Here is a 14,515-nt window from a genome sequence, read left to right on the forward strand (position 1 = left end):
CGGTCTGCCTCCTTCCTCCAGATACTATTTATGTTATATTTTATCATAGCTGTTCTCTTTTAGAGAGAGTCAATCGCTTAAAAGCGAAAACATTCAGCACATCATGAGAAAGTGAGACCAATATGAAATTATCCGCAAAAATTTCTGTTATCTTATGTATTCTGTTTCTTCTTGATCTGTGTTTTAGCTATATACGAAACGAATGGCATTCTCAAAACGCTCTCCAGGATATGCCTGTCCCTTCGGATCTTCATCCGATTGTGAAACAAAATGCCGAGGCCCTCAAGGCCGCAGCAGCGAATAAAGGCATTCACATTGTCATTACAGAAGGATTTAGGTCCTTTGAGGAACAAGACGAATTATATAAACAGGGACGCACAAAAAAAGGGAATATTGTCACCTATGCAAGAGGAGGGGAATCGTATCATAACTATGGTTTAGCTATCGATTTCGCCCTGCGAAAAAAGGATGGCAGCATCATTTGGGATATAGAATATGACGGCAATCAAAACGGTCAATCAGATTGGCTGGAGGTTGTCGAGATTGCCAAAAAGCTCGGTTTTGAGTGGGGCGGGGACTGGAAACGATTCAAAGACTATCCCCACTTGCAGATGATTCCTGACTAGACACCCTCACAGCCTTTTCTTTTTCCTTATGTTCGCATCAATATAGGAAGGATAAACCGGTTGATATACAAGCTTGTAATGCTGCACACTGCCTGCTGTAAAATCAGGCTGCCATACCAGCTTCACATCAAAAGCGGCTAAAAATGTTTCTCTCGCTTCTTGGACTGACACATCCGGCCTGTGATTGATTGTTTGTAATTGTTCAGGATCAATATCCGGCGCCATAAAAGCATCTATCATTCCAGTTTCCGGATTGACAATGATCCGGGCAGCGCCGAACCTCAGCGGTACTCCTTTATACCAGACAGAGAAATGGTTTCGGACTCTCCCTCTTTCATCAATGAGGACGGGATTCGCTTTGAAAAACTCAGCCGCTCTAGGATAGAGCGCATACAAAAATTGAAGCGCTGTCCTTCGGCATTCTTCTATTGAGCATTGGCGGGTGGTCCGCTGTTCCATAAAAGAGATCGCTGCTCTTAATTTCCCTGTTCTTTTATCCGTTTTTATTTTGATTGTGTTTTTATTTCTCGTCTCAAAATAACTCCCTATGCTTAAATCCTTCCGCTCCGGCGCGTCTCCTTTGCGCCATGTGCTTCCCATTTCTTCCCCAAAGTCCTTTTCACTGACTTTCTGCATATCAGAGGTGAAGCCGAGCATGGTGTATATATCGATTTCGCCCGTGTTCTGAAGCGGCGGCAGGGGCGCCCCGTTTTCTATTCTCTCATCAGCGATATGCTGGTCGGGAACGATTTCGTCAACATCGGCGGGATAGCTGTACCCTGGCAGAATCGGTTCATACAAAAGCCTTGGTGCCTGTTCGCCGTCTATGACATCGTACATCAGCTGCAGGGACATTGTATTTACGTAATGCGCCACAACCTTCTCTTTTGCTACAAATTCCTTAGGGACTTTGGCTTTATGCTCTTCTCCATAATATAAAAAATGGACAATCTGTCCGCTTCGTGTCATATCAATCAAAAAACCTGAATTGGGAAGCGGTAGCCCCATTTCCATTTTGGCATATATAAAACGGATGTACTGCCCCCGTTCTTCCTTGCCCTGAAAATGAAATGTCATAAAGGTGCCGGGATGGTTGGCAGCAGCAAATTGAAGAGCCCTCAGCTTCAGCTCGGCATCCGGGAGCTTTTTGTCCGCCTCGAAGCGAACGGTTGTTGAAAAGGTGAGCAAAGCGCCGTCATTTCCAAGTTCGATTGTAATATGCTTTTCAGGATCTTCAGGGTCCTTCCAGATGAAGTACGCCTGCCCCTTTTTCTTTTGGCCGTAATCTTCTATCTCAAGATCATAATGCGGCGGTACATTCCCGATCTCTTGCGCCTTCTTTTTCAGCTGTTTATTCACCAATGAAGTCATCCTTTCAAAAGAGTCTACGACAAAGAGAATCCTGTTTATTATATAAAAGGACCCTTCTTCATTTAAAGTGAAGAAAGGTCCTTTTCTATTATTGTCTTTATTCTCGAAGATTCTTTCTGTTACTTTCATCACACTTCATCTTCTATATTAGCGGCATTTGTGCGGCTTTTCACAGTTTTACCATAAACTCATCACTGGCTCTCCTGTATGGGCTTCGATAAAACGCGGATACATCGGCTTGTAGACGAGCCGGTAGCTGTTTTCTTCATCATCTCGGTATTCCCTCTCCCAGCCAAGCTCAACTTTAAAATGCTGCCAGAAGATTGCCTTCGCCTGTTCTGCTGAAATGGCCGGAACCGGTTGAATGGGTTCCAGCTCCTTCGGGTCAATATCCGGCGCCATATAAGCGGTAATGTGTCCGGTCTGGCGGCTGACGCAGATTCTGGTCTGCCCAAACCGGAGCGGCACTCCATGACAGTGCGCATCAAATGTAAAACCAGCGACTGCGTTTTCCTCTTCATCCGGTTCGTCGTACCTGATCTTAAAATATTGATCGGCATTCGGAAATAAAGCAAATAGGAAGCGAATCGCGATTTTTTCGCACTCTGCCTCACTAACGGTATACGGCCCTTTTTCGTCTATAAACGACATGACACCTTCGAGCTTTCCGGTCTCTTTGTTATGGATGGTTTTCAGCACTTGATGAAACCGACCTCGAAACCAGCTGTCCATGCTTTTATCCACAGGCTCATATACAGGATCAGCTGGATTCCGCCAAACGGTTCCGATTCTCCCGTCTCCCAAATCGGCTTCCCGCTCTTTGACAAACTCTTTTTCGATACCGATCATGCTGCCGAGATCAGCCTTTTCGTAAATATCTTCGAATAAAGGAAGGGGAAAACTTTCACGCTCCCTGTTATCGTCATCAATCGCCCGTTCTTCTAGAACCAAATCCGCGGGTACGGTGATGGCTCTGCATTCAGGCTCATACACCAAATGCGGCTGATCGTCTCCGTTTTTGTAGACAGAGCGATGGAGAACCTCAAACAGGAGAGTGACATCTGCACTTTTCTTGAAATAAGCCAGTGCTTCTTTTTCATCTGCGACCCGTTCCGGTTTCATTATGTTGCCCGCTTTCCCGTAATACCGAAAGTACACCACCTCCCCTGATAAGGAGACATCAGCCATAAAACCGCTCATAGGAAGCGGCATCCCGTCTTCCATTTGAACATATGAAAACCTTACTTTATCATCATATGCCTCATCGTTTTCTTGACGGACGAAAGCATTCGGAGCCTCCGCATAATGAAAGTTCACGAACTGAATCAAGATATTTTCTATTTGGTCTTCAGACAGCTTCTCATCGCTTTCAAGCTCAACATCTCGAGAAAGTCCTTCCAGCTGTCCGTCGGGTCCAAGCTCTACGATGATCCCTTTGTTTTCATCCTGCGGATCTATCCAGCAAAAATACGCCCTTTTCTGTTCATCTCCATAGTCTTCAATTTCCAGTTGATACTGCTGCGGCACACGGCCTATTTCCAGTGCTTTTTGTTTTAATTGCTCTATTTTCACTAAGACAGCCCCTTTCTTCGTTCGAATGTCACTCTCTAAATGATCTGAAAGTAATAGTCTAAAATACACAAATTTCTGAGTTTACCAGTTTTACCAGAACATTTTTCACCAAAAACAGGATGATGAACCTATTCAATATGAAAGCCAATAATCTTAAAATTAATCACGTTGTAACTTTTTATAGGTCCATTTATGACAAAGAAGGGCGGAGTTTCCAAAAAATCCGGTGAAAACCGTGAGAAAAGAACTGATTTTTTTGGTTATAAAATGCTATTCCATTCAAAAAGATCCATTTCTCAAAGACAAAAGACTCTCCCGCCCTAAACGATTTAAGGAGGAAAAAGAATGTTTCAGAAAAAAACGTACGCTGTTTTCTTAATTCTTCTGCTGATGTTGTTTACAGCAGCTTGTTCCGGAAGCAAAACAAGCGCAGAAAAGAAAGAGTCAGAAACAGAAAAAAGCTCAGATATAGCTCAAGTGAAAATTAAAGATGTCTCTTATGCACTGCCGTCTAAATATAATAAGTCCACTACAGATGACCAGATCGTATTAAAAGTCAATGTCGCTGTGAAAAACACAGGGAAAGAACCACTGAATGTAGACAGCATGGATTTTACTTTGTACCAAGATGACACCAAGATGTCGGACTCAGATCCCGAAGACTATAACGAAAAGCTGCGTAACAGCACAATTGACGCTGACAAATCCGTTGAAGGGAACCTTTTCTATATTGTAAATAAAGGAAAGAAATACGAGCTTAATTATATGCCGGAATACTATGGTGATAAAAAACCAAAATCATTTACATTTAAAATTGACGGTAATGATAAAAAAGTCTTAGCAACAGCTGATCAACTTCAAGACTCTGCCAAAGCATTATCTGCTTATATAGATGTGCTCATGTACGGTAAAAACAATCCAGAATTCGAAAAAATCACCGGAGCTAATAAAAACAAAATAGTAAATGAATTTAATCAAAACGCTAAGGATGGCTTTCTGCGAGGTTCAGGCCTGTATAGCAGTGAAGTTAACAATGCATCGCTTGATGGCATTTTAAACGGCATAAAAGCTGGTTTGAGCAAAAGTGCTTCATTCAAAGCCGAGACTACATCTATCTCAGGAGATGAAGCTGTTGTGCAAGCAACAGTAAAACCTATTGACGCCTCTACTCTTTCTGATCGTTTAAAAGAAAGGATGGAAGATTTCTACAACAAAAAGGGCCCTGATGCCGATGATAATGAAGCATTAAAGTACGCGCTGAAAGTTTATCCAGAAGAATTTCAAAAACTTGGGCCAGCATCAACTGAAGAGAAGATTGAAGTCAAAATGAAGAAAAATGACATCGACCAATGGCAGCTTGATATGGACGATTACAGAGCGGCAGATTTAGTCGAAGCTTTCATACAAAAATAAACACCAAAGGAAATAGCCACCGCGGCTATTTCCTTTTTTATGTGAATATCTTGCTGATAAATTCCACTTCATCTTCGGTCAGTTCAATGTTCAAGGTTTTCAAGTTATCTTTCAACTGCTCCGGACGTTTAGCGCCTGGAATGATGGCGTCTATCGCTGGTCTCGTTAACAGCCACGCCAAGGCGACATGTGTCGTCTCCGCTTGTTTCTCCTCCGCCACCGCTTTCAGCTTTTCTACTTTTCTAAGATTGTGAATAAACGTTTCCCCCTGAAATTCCGGCTTATCCTTTCTGAAGTCATGAAAGACCGTATCCTTCGTGAATTTACCTGTCAGCAGTCCGGACGCGAGCGGAAAATAAGGAATAAAGGAAATGCCGTGTTTTTCACAGTATGGAAGAATCCCCTTCTCAGCATCACGCTGAATGAGAGAGTATTCTGCCTGGAAGACCTCCAAATAGCCGTCTGCATTAAATTCCTGCAGCTGCTGATCATCGAGGTTCGAAGCGCCGATCGCTTTGATTTTGCCCTCATCCTTCAACTCCTTCAGCGTGCCTGCCACCTCAGCGAGAGGGGTTTTGCCATCAGGGAAATGAACATAATACAAATCAATGTAATCTGTTTTCAGCCGCTTCAGGCTCTTTTCCACTTCGCCGCGCAGAAACTCACGGCTGTTGTCTAATTCAATGCTGCCATCCGCTTCTTTATGGGCCCCTTTAGTGGCAATGATGAGCTCATTCCGCATGCCGCGTTCCTGCACAACTTTGCCGATTAATTCTTCAGAACGCCCCAATCCGTATATAAAGGCGGTATCGATAAAGTTGACGCCGCCATCCAATGCTGTGCGCACCAAATCCTTCCCTGTCTCATCATTCAGATTTGGAAATAGATTATGCCCGCCGACCGCATTCGCGCCGAATCCGATCCGCTTCACCTGCAGCTTCGTCTTGCCAAGTGTACGTGTTTGATCCATTGTTCCTTCTCCTTTGAAACCAATTTTGATGAAAAATAGGGCAGGGTCACTTTCTGTATTAGATATCCTTTTTCTATTTTCCTTCTTTTTTCAGGATATACAAAAAGGAGAAAGTGTATTTCTCCTTTTGCAAGTTTATTTTGGCAGAACCCATTTATCCTTCAAGAAGAAGGCTCTGGCCAGTAAATAGAATATGGCGATGAGCACGGCGATGGTTCCTGCCGTGTATAGAATGGCAGCTGGGTCAATCATTTGGCCGTTCAACGAAAAGCGGTGCTCATGAAGGCATGGGCACGTACATCATTCAAAAACTGGTGAAAAGCGCTTCCGGCAAATTAGATTTTACCTACCGCCATCCTGTCTTCCGGCTAGAGATCAAGATACCGTTCCAGAAATAAAAAAACCTTGAAAAGCCCGGCTTTTCAAGGTTTTTTCGTTAAGATGATAATGCTTGCGCAAAACGATCCGCTTCATCTTGCAGCGTGCTTTCAATTTCTTTGTAGCGGCTGGAAATCGTTGATGCGCTGACGCCGTATTTTTTCGCCAATTTGGCTTGAGATACGGACACCCCGTTAAGAGAAATCGCATTCACATAATATTCAACTGCCGCTGCAAAAGCTTCCGGCTTTCTGATGACTGGTGATTTTTTCTCGCAGAATGTTTTCCAAATGTCAATGACAGCCGGAATTAGTTCAGTCGGATACTCATCTCCGCTCATGCCTTCTTCGATAGCCGCAGCTGTTTCTTTCTCCAAGTCGTTTGCCCACTCAACATTGCTTTCTTCCGCTGCCTCTGCTTGCGGCTCTTCATCCTTCTCCGCTAACAGTGCGAATAGAACGCTGTTGAATTCTTGCTTCATGAAGTCCTCAGGCGTTTTGCCGTTCTTCACAGCGGCATCCGCATATTTCTTCACCTTGCTGATCAGCGCTTCGGTTCTCTTCACCGGGAAGATCGTGAACTGCATGAAGAATTCCGCTTTTTCGGCCTCATGGATTGGGTATCCGAGAATCAGGCTTCCCACTGGCGGTAAGTCTTGATTGTTGGCGTCCATTTCTACTTCGAATTGTTTTGTCGTAATGACATCCTCAAAGTGAATGACACCTTCTTTCAAGTCTTGCAGCAGCAATAACGCAGGCGTCATGCTCTTCCATGATTCAACGATGTCACGCGTTTTCGGACGAGTGATCGAATCGCCTTTTTTCTGAAGATAATCTTCGAAAATGGTCTTTTCACCAGCAAGAGGGTGGAAGAAGATTCCCCAGATCCCTAAATTAAATACGCTGATATCTTTCGTCTGTCTGTCCATAGCAGAAAGAAATTCATGCTGGTTGATAAATCCTGACATGCTTTCTCTATGTACTGTGAAGGCAAACTCCACTAGGTCTTCCTGAATTTGTTTTGCTTCTTTTGCCGCTAGTTCTGTCGGGAAGTCGACAACTTTACTTCCGCAGCATTTTTTATATTTCTTGCCGCTGCCACATGGGCAAGGAGCATTTCGTTTCACTTTTCCCACAATAAACCCTCCGAATTCTGTTGTAACTTTTCTATTTTAACAAAAATAACTTCTGAGGGCTTGGTTTCGGGCTAAAAAAGAATTTGGCAATATGAAAAGCTTGGTGATCGTGTCTATTTACCTATGATATTTTACCTTTTTTTCGTGATTTAAGACTTATAACCTATTCCATCTAAAGGCCCTTCTTTTTTACAATCATTAGGTGTTTATCAAAATGTAAGGAAGTGTTTATGTTGGAACCAGCTGGTTTTATGCTGCGCGCCTGCGCTTTACTACTTGATGTGATCATAGCAGCCGCAGTGATTGTGGCATCCGGATTTACGTTTGGCGATGGGTCCGCCGGCGTCATTGTTACCGCCATATTGGTGTTGCTTGTGTATCCATTGCTGATGCCGCTGACAAATTGGAAGGGTACACTCGGAAAAAAAATCATCGGGCTGCAAATTGTGAGGGACGAAACCTACGAAAAAATCACCTTCCCACAGGCTATTGCCCGTTACATGATCTCTTGGGTGCATGTGTTCTCCCGCCTGATCTATTTAACAGCCGCCTTTACGAAGAAAAAACAAGCCGTTCATGATATGGCTGCGAAAACCATTGTGCTGAAAGCAGAATAACCTTGAAGAATAGACATTCTTCAAGGTTATGTTTCTTATTAGTTCGTATTTTGGCCCCCGCCGTTGAGCCCTTCTTTAATCAGGCTGTTGACTTGGCTGCTGTATAGAAGCCCGATGTGGCCAACACCATGAATTTGAACGTTTTTGGCACCGTCTAATTTTGATAAGTAATTCATGACAATCATATCGGCACTGCTGTAAATGGATGTGTACAAAATCTTTTGATTAGGATCTGTTCCCGGAAGCGCCTTGCCTGTCGTCAAACGATTCGCGCCGCCAAGCGTTACGACGTTTTCAATTTTATTTCCGCCGTCCAGATTTTTTATGTAATAAAGTGTGTTCGCGCCCCCCATGCTGTGAGCGACAATATCCACTTTTTTCGCACCTGTTTCGTCCAACACCTTTTTCACAAAACGTGATAATACAGGGCCATTGTTATAATTCGTGCCTGTCTTGTCCCAAAAATCAACTGCATACAGCTTGCTCCGTGACCAGCCCTGAGAGACAAGATAACTCTTGATTCCCGAAAAATTGTATGATGCTCCTCCAATACCATGTACCATAACAACAGGATTGTGTTCAGCAGCCTTTGCTGACGGCTGCACCGCAAACAGCGATGTAACTGACAGCGCCAAAATTGTTACAAGTGCAATGAACTTACTTTTTACAAATTTCATAATTTCCTCCTTTTTTGTAACAAATTCTTCAATTATATTACGTTACCAAATTAGTTAGGTAAAGGGTAATTTTACCTTATTTTTAAAGAGATTTTAAGGTTTGGAGAGAGAATATTTTCCTATTTTCGTTTTAAAATATAAATATTGACAATCTCCTCGCCGTTTTTGAGGTCATTCATCTTTGTACTCACGACCAATCAAATGATGAAAGGTTTGAACTTCGCGTTGAATATAGTAAAGGGTTTTGTGTTTGGGGCTTTAGGGGCGTTATTTATGGCAAATATAAGAGAACATTTTTCTTTCACAGTGACAATCATCGTTTTAGTTGTTGTGATGACAGCTGCTTTCATTTTTGATGGTGTGTGGATCAGGCACAAAAAAAAGAGAGAAGGAGAGTAATCCTTTTCTCTTTTTGATTTGGTTTGATTCTCGTCTTTGGGTTTCGTTGATTTCGTGGAGTATCCAGCTGCTAATAAAAAGACAATGGCAAGTAGGTAAGCTAGAATCCCTTGGTGAAATACGTATATTGAAATGACATGAGATGCTGCGGCAAGAAGGATGAGGATCATTGTGTATCTATTGAATCGCAAATGAGGGAGACCTCCCTTATCGGTTTCTTACATCATTTTATCATTAGCAAATTCAAAGATAAAGAAAGCTAAAAGGACCCAGAGACCCTTTAATTTTTGTTTTTCATACAGTCAATTTCTCTTGACAACTGATGGTTGAATCAAGATAATAGACCAGTCACTATATTTTTATTTTTGATTGCAATTCAGTGAGGTGGGAATGTGATGAGTTATGGAGATTCCCGTGAGAAAATTCTTTCAGCAGCTACCCGGTTATTTCAGCTGCAGGGGTATTACGGCACGGGGCTGAGCCAGATTATAAAGGAAAGCGGCGCGCCTAAAGGCTCTCTTTATTACCACTTTCCGGGCGGTAAAGAACAACTCGCGATCGAAGCGGTGAATGAGATGAAGGACTATATCCGCCAGAAAATCGCGGACTGCATGGAAGCCTGCACCGATCCGGCGGAAGGCATTCAATCCTTTTTGAAGGAGCTCTCCTGCCAATTTTCATGTACGGAAGACATTGAAGGCTTGCCTGTCGGCTTGCTTGCGGCTGAGACGTCATTGAAAAGCGAATCATTGAGGGAAGCCTGCCATGAAGCCTACAAAGAGTGGGCATCTGTGTATGAGGAAAAACTGCGGAAGGCGGGCTGCAGCGAGAGCCATGCTAAGGAAGCCAGCACCGTGATTAACGCGATGATTGAAGGCGGTATCCTTCTATCATTGACGGCAAAAAACAGCACACCGCTCCTTCATATCTCCAACCGCATACCCGCCCTGCTGAAGAGATAAAAAGAGACATACTTATATAAGCTGAATGAATACATTCAGCTGACAGAGAGGGGAAATGATTTTGGAAACAGCAGCTAAAGCATCTCCGCAATACAAAGTGATGCCGATTATGATTTCCTTGCTGTTGGCCGGTTTTATCGGCATGTTCAGTGAAACGGCACTGAATATCGCGTTAACCGATCTTATGAAGGAATTAAATATTACAGCAGCAACCGTTCAATGGTTGACGACAGGCTACCTGCTAGTGCTTGGTATCCTCGTTCCTGTATCAGGCCTGCTCTTGCAGTGGTTCACAACAAGACAGCTTTTTACCGTGTCACTGATCTTTTCAATTGCAGGCACCTTGATCGCGGCGCTTGCGCCCAGCTTCCCGTTTTTATTAGCGGCGAGGATCGTTCAGGCTATTGGAACGGGGCTGTTATTGCCGCTGATGTTTAACACGATTTTGGTGATTTTCCCGCCTCATAAACGAGGCGCGGCGATGGGGACGATCGGACTTGTCATTATGTTTGCACCCGCCATCGGCCCGACTTTCTCCGGATTGGTTCTGGAGCATCTCAACTGGCACTGGATTTTCTGGATCTCTCTTCCGTTCCTTGTGCTGGCCCTTGTTTTCGGTATCGCATACATGCAAAATGTATCTGAGATTACAAAGCCGAAAATTGATATATTGTCTATCATCCTGTCCACGATTGGTTTTGGCGGCATCGTGTTTGGATTCAGCAACGCGGGTGAAGGCTCCGGCGGATGGTCCAGCCCGACTGTTATCGTCTCGCTGATTGTTGGCGTTGTCGGTCTTATCCTGTTTTCAATCCGCCAGCTGACGATGAAGCAGCCAATGATCAACCTCCGTGCGTTCAAATATCCGATGTTTATTTTGGGCGTGCTCATGGTGTTCATTTGCATGATGGTCATCCTGTCCTCTATGCTGCTTCTGCCGATGTATTTGCAAGGCGGCTTAGTCCTGACGGCATTTGCCTCTGGCCTTATTCTCTTGCCGGGCGGCGTTTTAAACGGATTTATGTCCCCTGTTACAGGCCGTCTGTTCGACAAATACGGACCGAAATGGCTTGTCATCCCGGGATTTGTGATTGTGACTGTTGTCCTTTGGTTCTTCTCAAACATCACAACCACTTCAACGGCTGTGATGATTATCATCTTGCACACCTGCTTGATGATCGGAATCTCTATGATCATGATGCCTGCGCAGACAAATGGTTTAAACCAGCTTCCGCCTGAGTTTTATCCAGACGGCACCGCCATCATGAATACGCTCCAGCAAATGGCGGGCGCTATCGGAACAGCGGTTGCGGTCAGCATTATGGCTGCGGGCCAGCATGATTATTTGAGCACAGCCAAAAACCCCGCCGATCCGGCAGTCATCCCGCAGGCTTTGACAGCGGGCATACAGCACGCGTTTGTGTTTGCGATGATTGTGGCGATTATCGGTTTAATTGGCGCTTTCTTTTTGAAGCGGGTGAAGGTTGATCATTAATATGGAAAGCCCCTGATCTCAAGGTCAGGGGCTTTTGTTTGTTTACATGTGCCGCAATCAGCGTGCGGAGAAAACCGCCGCGATTTCATCAATCGCATGGCGCAATTCATCCTTCGTGTTGTAAAAGTGGGGAGCGAGACGAATGAGAGTGTCCCGCGGCGCGCAAATCACTTTTTTCTTCTTTAGCAGCGCCGCCGTTTCAGATGCCCGCTCATCCCAGATCGCGACTATACCCGGATGATCCCCCGCTGGTGCCGCCGCCAGCTGCAGGCCTTTATCAGCAGCATATTGACATGCATCAGCACAGATCGTTTTCACATGCTCCCGGATGCGGGAAACTCCGATATGGTTCAGCAGTGATAAAGCCGATGCCGCGGCGTATACACTGATAAAAGCAGGAGTGCCTGTTTGAAAACGACGCGCGCCTGTGGCATAAGCCGCATCAAATCCGTTCCTGCCAAACCAAGCTGATGACTTCGGCTTCAGTGCGTCCGCAAGCTCCTTTCTCACATAAAGAAATGCCATTCCCGGTATGCCGAGCAAATACTTCCGGGTGCCTGCTGCCAGCATATCTACGCCCCACTCCTTCACATCAATGGGAATGTGCCCCGCTGATTGATAAGCATCCACAAATAACAAAGAACCCTTTTTCTTAGACATCTCTGCGATCGCTTTTACATCCTGAACAAAGCCGTCCCGATAATGAACGTGCGGAACACACGTCAGCACTGTTTCATCTGTGATATCTTTTTCATATTGTTTGGGGTGCAATCTACCGTCTATTGTTGGAATGACAGATACGGTATAATCGGATTGCGCCTGCCAAACATGGGACACCGCCGGAAAATCCATCTCCGTATACACAACATGCTTCTTTCGAAAACCAGATAAAGACGATGCGACAGAGACCAGCGCATCAGAAACTGACGGCACAACCGCAATTTCATCCGGTCCAGCCCCTATCAGCTTTGCAAACTCGTTTCTCGCACTCTCTGTTTTTTCGATTGCTTCATTCCAGTTCGTTCCCATAAGCAACAGGCTGTCATGATAGTCTTTGATCGCCCTTGACACAGGCTCTGCCAACGCGCTCTGAGAACAGCTGGCAAGCATCGTATGTGTCTGCACAGTTGGGAACAGCTGGCGATACTGCTGCGGCAAATGCTCCATTGTGATTCACTCCTTTCTATTATTTTGGTGAAAAACCCAAAAATAAACAATAGAATAAAAGAAAAAAGGAGATGGGAAGATGAGAAAAAAAGTGCTGATCACAGGCTTTGACCCTTTTGACAAAGAAAAAGTCAATCCATCATGGGAAGCGGCGAAACAGCTGAATGGCTTCGAGACAGATGGAGCCATCATCACAGCAGCACAAATTCCGACTGTCTTTAAAACCGCTTTGGACACTCTGCGGCAAGCTATTCAGAAGCATCAGCCGGATATCGTGATCTGCGTTGGCCAAGCCGGCGGACGGATGCAGATCACGCCGGAACGGGTCGCGATCAATCTCGCAGACGCGCGCATCCCCGATAATGAAGGCCAGCAGCCGATTGATGAAGAGATTTCTCCAGGCGGGCCTGCCGCATACTGGACCGGGCTTCCCGTGAAAAGGATGACTGAGAAAATGAAGGAAAACGGCATACCAGCCGCTGTTTCTCATACGGCGGGCACATTTGTATGCAACTATTTGTTCTACGGGTTAATGGATCACATTAGCCGGACATCTTCACACATTCGCGGCGGATTTATTCATATTCCTTTCATTCCTGAACAGACCATCGACAAAACAGCGCCGAGCCTCAGCCTGGACACGATTGTCCGGGCATTGAGGATCGCCGCTGTTACGGCAGCACAATACGATCAGGATGTGAAGTCACCCGGCGGTACGCTGCACTAAGCGGCCGCCGTTTCGCTTGTCAGTCTCTTTTTGTAAACAAACGCCGATAAGGTGACACTCACTTCAAACAGGACAAGCAGCGGAATCATGACGAGAAAATCAGAAATGAAATCAGGCGGTGTAATCAATACGGACACGACAATCAACAAAAAATAGGACAGCTTTCTCGCTTTGGCCAGCCGGTAAGGATTTAAGATGCCCAGTCTTGTTAAAAACATCACCACTAAAGGCATTTCAAACAGAAAGCCAAACGGCAGGCTCAAATTCACCATAAACCTGAAATAACGGTCAGCTGTAAACATCGTTTCAAAATGGCCGGAAGACAAATGAGTCAAAAAACTGAGTACGATCGGAAACAAGACAAAGTATCCGAAAGAGATCCCCGCCAAAAACAACGCAAACAACCCGGGTATGTACATGAGCGTCACCTTGCGCTCCGTTTTTGTCAAAGCCGGGGCAACGAAACGCCACAGCTGGTACGCGGCAACAGGGATGGAAGCCGCAATGGCACAAATGCCGGCAAGCATCATATACACCCAGAGGATTTCACTCGGCCCAAGTACAGCCAGCTTCCCATCCAAATCCCTGATCAGCCAGTCATAAATATCCTGCACAAACAAAAAAGCCGTGATGAGAAATAGAAGAAATACCGCGAGAGTCGCGATAATCCGGCGGCGAAGCTCTTCTAAATGCCCGATCAGATGGGTTTCTTTTTTATCCATTCAAAAAAGCCCTCCCTTTTATAAAAAAAGAGGCAGACCCGGTGTCTGCCTCATCAGCACTCAGCCCGCGTTTTTGTCCTGCTTGACCGCTGTCAGCTCAGCCGATTTTTCTTCTTTTTCATCACCAGACACAAGTGATTTTGTGGCGCTTTTAAATTCCAGCAGTGTCCGTCCGGCAGCTCGTCCGATTTCGGGCAGCTTTGAAGGGCCAAAAATAATGAGGGCGATGACAAAGATCAGAATCAAGCCCGGTATCCCAATGTTTGAAAACATACTTATTCACT

General features: G+C 45.0%; 16 protein-coding genes and 2 pseudogenes. 9 read left to right on the forward strand and 9 right to left on the reverse strand.

All coding sequences use genetic code 11. The features are described 5' to 3' along the window. Positions 1-122 precede the first annotated feature (122 nt). A complete protein-coding gene (locus BV11031_RS17000; RefSeq protein WP_010331392.1) occupies positions 123-626 on the forward strand; it encodes a peptidoglycan L-alanyl-D-glutamate endopeptidase CwlK in 504 nt (167 codons plus the stop codon). Positions 627-632: 6 nt separating this feature from the next. Here the strand turns inward: BV11031_RS17000 and BV11031_RS17005 are convergent, their stop codons facing one another. Together BV11031_RS17005 and BV11031_RS17010 are read right to left on the reverse strand one after the other, a co-directional pair. Beyond that, positions 633-1,988 carry a YcdB/YcdC domain-containing protein gene (locus BV11031_RS17005; protein ID WP_026014588.1) on the reverse strand — a complete coding sequence of 452 codons (1,356 nt, stop codon included), beginning with the start codon at positions 1,986-1,988 and terminating at the stop codon, positions 633-635. A 186-nt stretch (positions 1,989-2,174) separates the two neighbouring features. After that, on the reverse strand, positions 2,175-3,596 hold the full coding sequence (locus BV11031_RS17010; RefSeq protein WP_041952629.1) for a YcdB/YcdC domain-containing protein: 1,422 nt from the start codon (positions 3,594-3,596) through the stop codon (positions 2,175-2,177). A gap of 165 nt (positions 3,597-3,761) precedes the next feature. Between BV11031_RS17010 and BV11031_RS17015 the strand changes: the two genes are divergently transcribed. Continuing rightward, entirely contained in the window at positions 3,762-3,893 is a 132-nt protein-coding gene (locus tag BV11031_RS17015; RefSeq protein ID WP_128568276.1) for a hypothetical protein, read from the forward strand. A 21-nt stretch (positions 3,894-3,914) separates the two neighbouring features. Beyond that, positions 3,915-4,982, forward strand: a complete 1,068-nt coding sequence (locus tag BV11031_RS17020; RefSeq protein WP_010331395.1) for a DUF5105 domain-containing protein — start codon at positions 3,915-3,917, stop codon at positions 4,980-4,982. 37 nt (positions 4,983-5,019) lie between these two features. On the opposite strand, the gene BV11031_RS17025 is transcribed toward BV11031_RS17020, so the two are convergent. After that, positions 5,020-5,952 (reverse strand): aldo/keto reductase, encoded by a 933-nt coding sequence (locus tag BV11031_RS17025; protein ID WP_010331396.1) that lies wholly within the window; start codon positions 5,950-5,952, stop codon positions 5,020-5,022. A gap of 135 nt (positions 5,953-6,087) precedes the next feature. Beyond that, a pseudogene (locus BV11031_RS17030) lies at positions 6,088-6,204 on the reverse strand (sodium ABC transporter permease); the annotation flags it as partial. Here BV11031_RS17030 and BV11031_RS17035 point away from each other — a divergent pair. Continuing rightward, positions 6,198-6,350, forward strand: a pseudogene (locus BV11031_RS17035) (ATP-binding protein); the annotation flags it as partial. The pseudogenes BV11031_RS17030 and BV11031_RS17035 overlap by 7 nt on opposite strands. A gap of 38 nt (positions 6,351-6,388) precedes the next feature. Here BV11031_RS17035 and BV11031_RS17040 read toward each other — a convergent pair. After that, positions 6,389-7,465, reverse strand: a complete 1,077-nt coding sequence (locus tag BV11031_RS17040; RefSeq protein ID WP_010331398.1) for a helix-turn-helix domain-containing protein — start codon at positions 7,463-7,465, stop codon at positions 6,389-6,391. Between the two features lie 233 nt (positions 7,466-7,698). On the opposite strand from BV11031_RS17040, the gene BV11031_RS17045 reads away from it, so the two are divergent. Continuing rightward, positions 7,699-8,082 carry an RDD family protein gene (locus tag BV11031_RS17045; RefSeq protein WP_010331399.1) on the forward strand — a complete coding sequence of 128 codons (384 nt, stop codon included), beginning with the start codon at positions 7,699-7,701 and terminating at the stop codon, positions 8,080-8,082. A gap of 38 nt (positions 8,083-8,120) precedes the next feature. On the opposite strand, the gene estA is transcribed toward BV11031_RS17045, so the two are convergent. Next, positions 8,121-8,759: a lipase EstA gene (gene estA / locus BV11031_RS17050; RefSeq protein ID WP_010331400.1), complete on the reverse strand. Its 639-nt coding sequence runs from the start codon at positions 8,757-8,759 to the stop codon at positions 8,121-8,123. A 273-nt stretch (positions 8,760-9,032) separates the two neighbouring features. Here estA and BV11031_RS23195 point away from each other — a divergent pair, with 273 nt between their 5' ends. From BV11031_RS23195 to lmr(B), 3 genes are all read left to right on the forward strand, one after another. Then, the gene (locus tag BV11031_RS23195) at positions 9,033-9,158 is read left to right on the forward strand and encodes a hypothetical protein (protein ID WP_257392331.1); all 126 of its coding nucleotides are present in this window, start codon (positions 9,033-9,035) and stop codon (positions 9,156-9,158) included. Between the two features lie 395 nt (positions 9,159-9,553). After that, positions 9,554-10,120 carry a transcriptional regulator LmrA gene (gene lmrA, locus BV11031_RS17055; RefSeq protein WP_010331401.1) on the forward strand — a complete coding sequence of 189 codons (567 nt, stop codon included), beginning with the start codon at positions 9,554-9,556 and terminating at the stop codon, positions 10,118-10,120. 55 nt (positions 10,121-10,175) lie between these two features. Next, positions 10,176-11,615, forward strand: coding sequence for a lincomycin efflux MFS transporter Lmr(B) (lmr(B), locus tag BV11031_RS17060; RefSeq protein ID WP_082246421.1), 1,440 nt, complete (start codon positions 10,176-10,178; stop codon positions 11,613-11,615). A 57-nt stretch (positions 11,616-11,672) separates the two neighbouring features. On the opposite strand, the gene BV11031_RS17065 is transcribed toward lmr(B), so the two are convergent. Next, on the reverse strand, positions 11,673-12,782 hold the full coding sequence (locus BV11031_RS17065) for an aminotransferase class V-fold PLP-dependent enzyme (RefSeq protein WP_010331403.1): 1,110 nt from the start codon (positions 12,780-12,782) through the stop codon (positions 11,673-11,675). Positions 12,783-12,861: 79 nt separating this feature from the next. Between BV11031_RS17065 and pcp the strand changes: the two genes are divergently transcribed. Then, positions 12,862-13,509, forward strand: a complete 648-nt coding sequence (gene pcp, locus BV11031_RS17070; protein WP_010331404.1) for a pyroglutamyl-peptidase I — start codon at positions 12,862-12,864, stop codon at positions 13,507-13,509. On the opposite strand, the gene tatC is transcribed toward pcp, so the two are convergent. Together tatC and tatAD are read right to left on the reverse strand one after the other, a co-directional pair. After that, positions 13,506-14,231 (reverse strand): twin-arginine translocase subunit TatC, encoded by a 726-nt coding sequence (gene tatC, locus BV11031_RS17075; RefSeq protein WP_010331405.1) that lies wholly within the window; start codon positions 14,229-14,231, stop codon positions 13,506-13,508. The two genes, pcp and tatC, sit on opposite strands and share 4 nt — an antisense overlap. A 60-nt stretch (positions 14,232-14,291) precedes the next feature. Continuing rightward, entirely contained in the window at positions 14,292-14,504 is a 213-nt protein-coding gene (gene tatAD, locus BV11031_RS17080) for a sec-independent protein translocase protein TatAD (protein WP_003223835.1), read from the reverse strand. Between the last annotated feature and the right edge of the window lie 11 nt (positions 14,505-14,515).

This window comes from Bacillus vallismortis (assembly GCF_004116955.1).
Taxonomy (GTDB): Bacteria; Bacillota; Bacilli; order Bacillales; family Bacillaceae; genus Bacillus; species Bacillus vallismortis.

Coding starts and splice junctions, on each gene's coding strand:
- BV11031_RS17000 (WP_010331392.1), top strand. CDS start 123: ATGAAATTATCCGCAAAAATTTCTGTTATCTTATGTATTCTGTTTCTT.
- BV11031_RS17015 (WP_128568276.1), top strand. CDS start 3,762: ATGACAAAGAAGGGCGGAGTTTCCAAAAAATCCGGTGAAAACCGTGAG.
- BV11031_RS17020 (WP_010331395.1), top strand. CDS start 3,915: ATGTTTCAGAAAAAAACGTACGCTGTTTTCTTAATTCTTCTGCTGATG.
- BV11031_RS17025 (WP_010331396.1), bottom strand. CDS start 5,952: ATGGATCAAACACGTACACTTGGCAAGACGAAGCTGCAGGTGAAGCGG.
- estA (WP_010331400.1), bottom strand. CDS start 8,759: ATGAAATTTGTAAAAAGTAAGTTCATTGCACTTGTAACAATTTTGGCG.
- BV11031_RS23195 (WP_257392331.1), top strand. CDS start 9,033: ATGGCAAATATAAGAGAACATTTTTCTTTCACAGTGACAATCATCGTT.
- lmrA (WP_010331401.1), top strand. CDS start 9,554: ATGAGTTATGGAGATTCCCGTGAGAAAATTCTTTCAGCAGCTACCCGG.
- BV11031_RS17065 (WP_010331403.1), bottom strand. CDS start 12,782: ATGGAGCATTTGCCGCAGCAGTATCGCCAGCTGTTCCCAACTGTGCAG.
- pcp (WP_010331404.1), top strand. CDS start 12,862: ATGAGAAAAAAAGTGCTGATCACAGGCTTTGACCCTTTTGACAAAGAA.
- tatC (WP_010331405.1), bottom strand. CDS start 14,231: ATGGATAAAAAAGAAACCCATCTGATCGGGCATTTAGAAGAGCTTCGC.
- tatAD (WP_003223835.1), bottom strand. CDS start 14,504: ATGTTTTCAAACATTGGGATACCGGGCTTGATTCTGATCTTTGTCATC.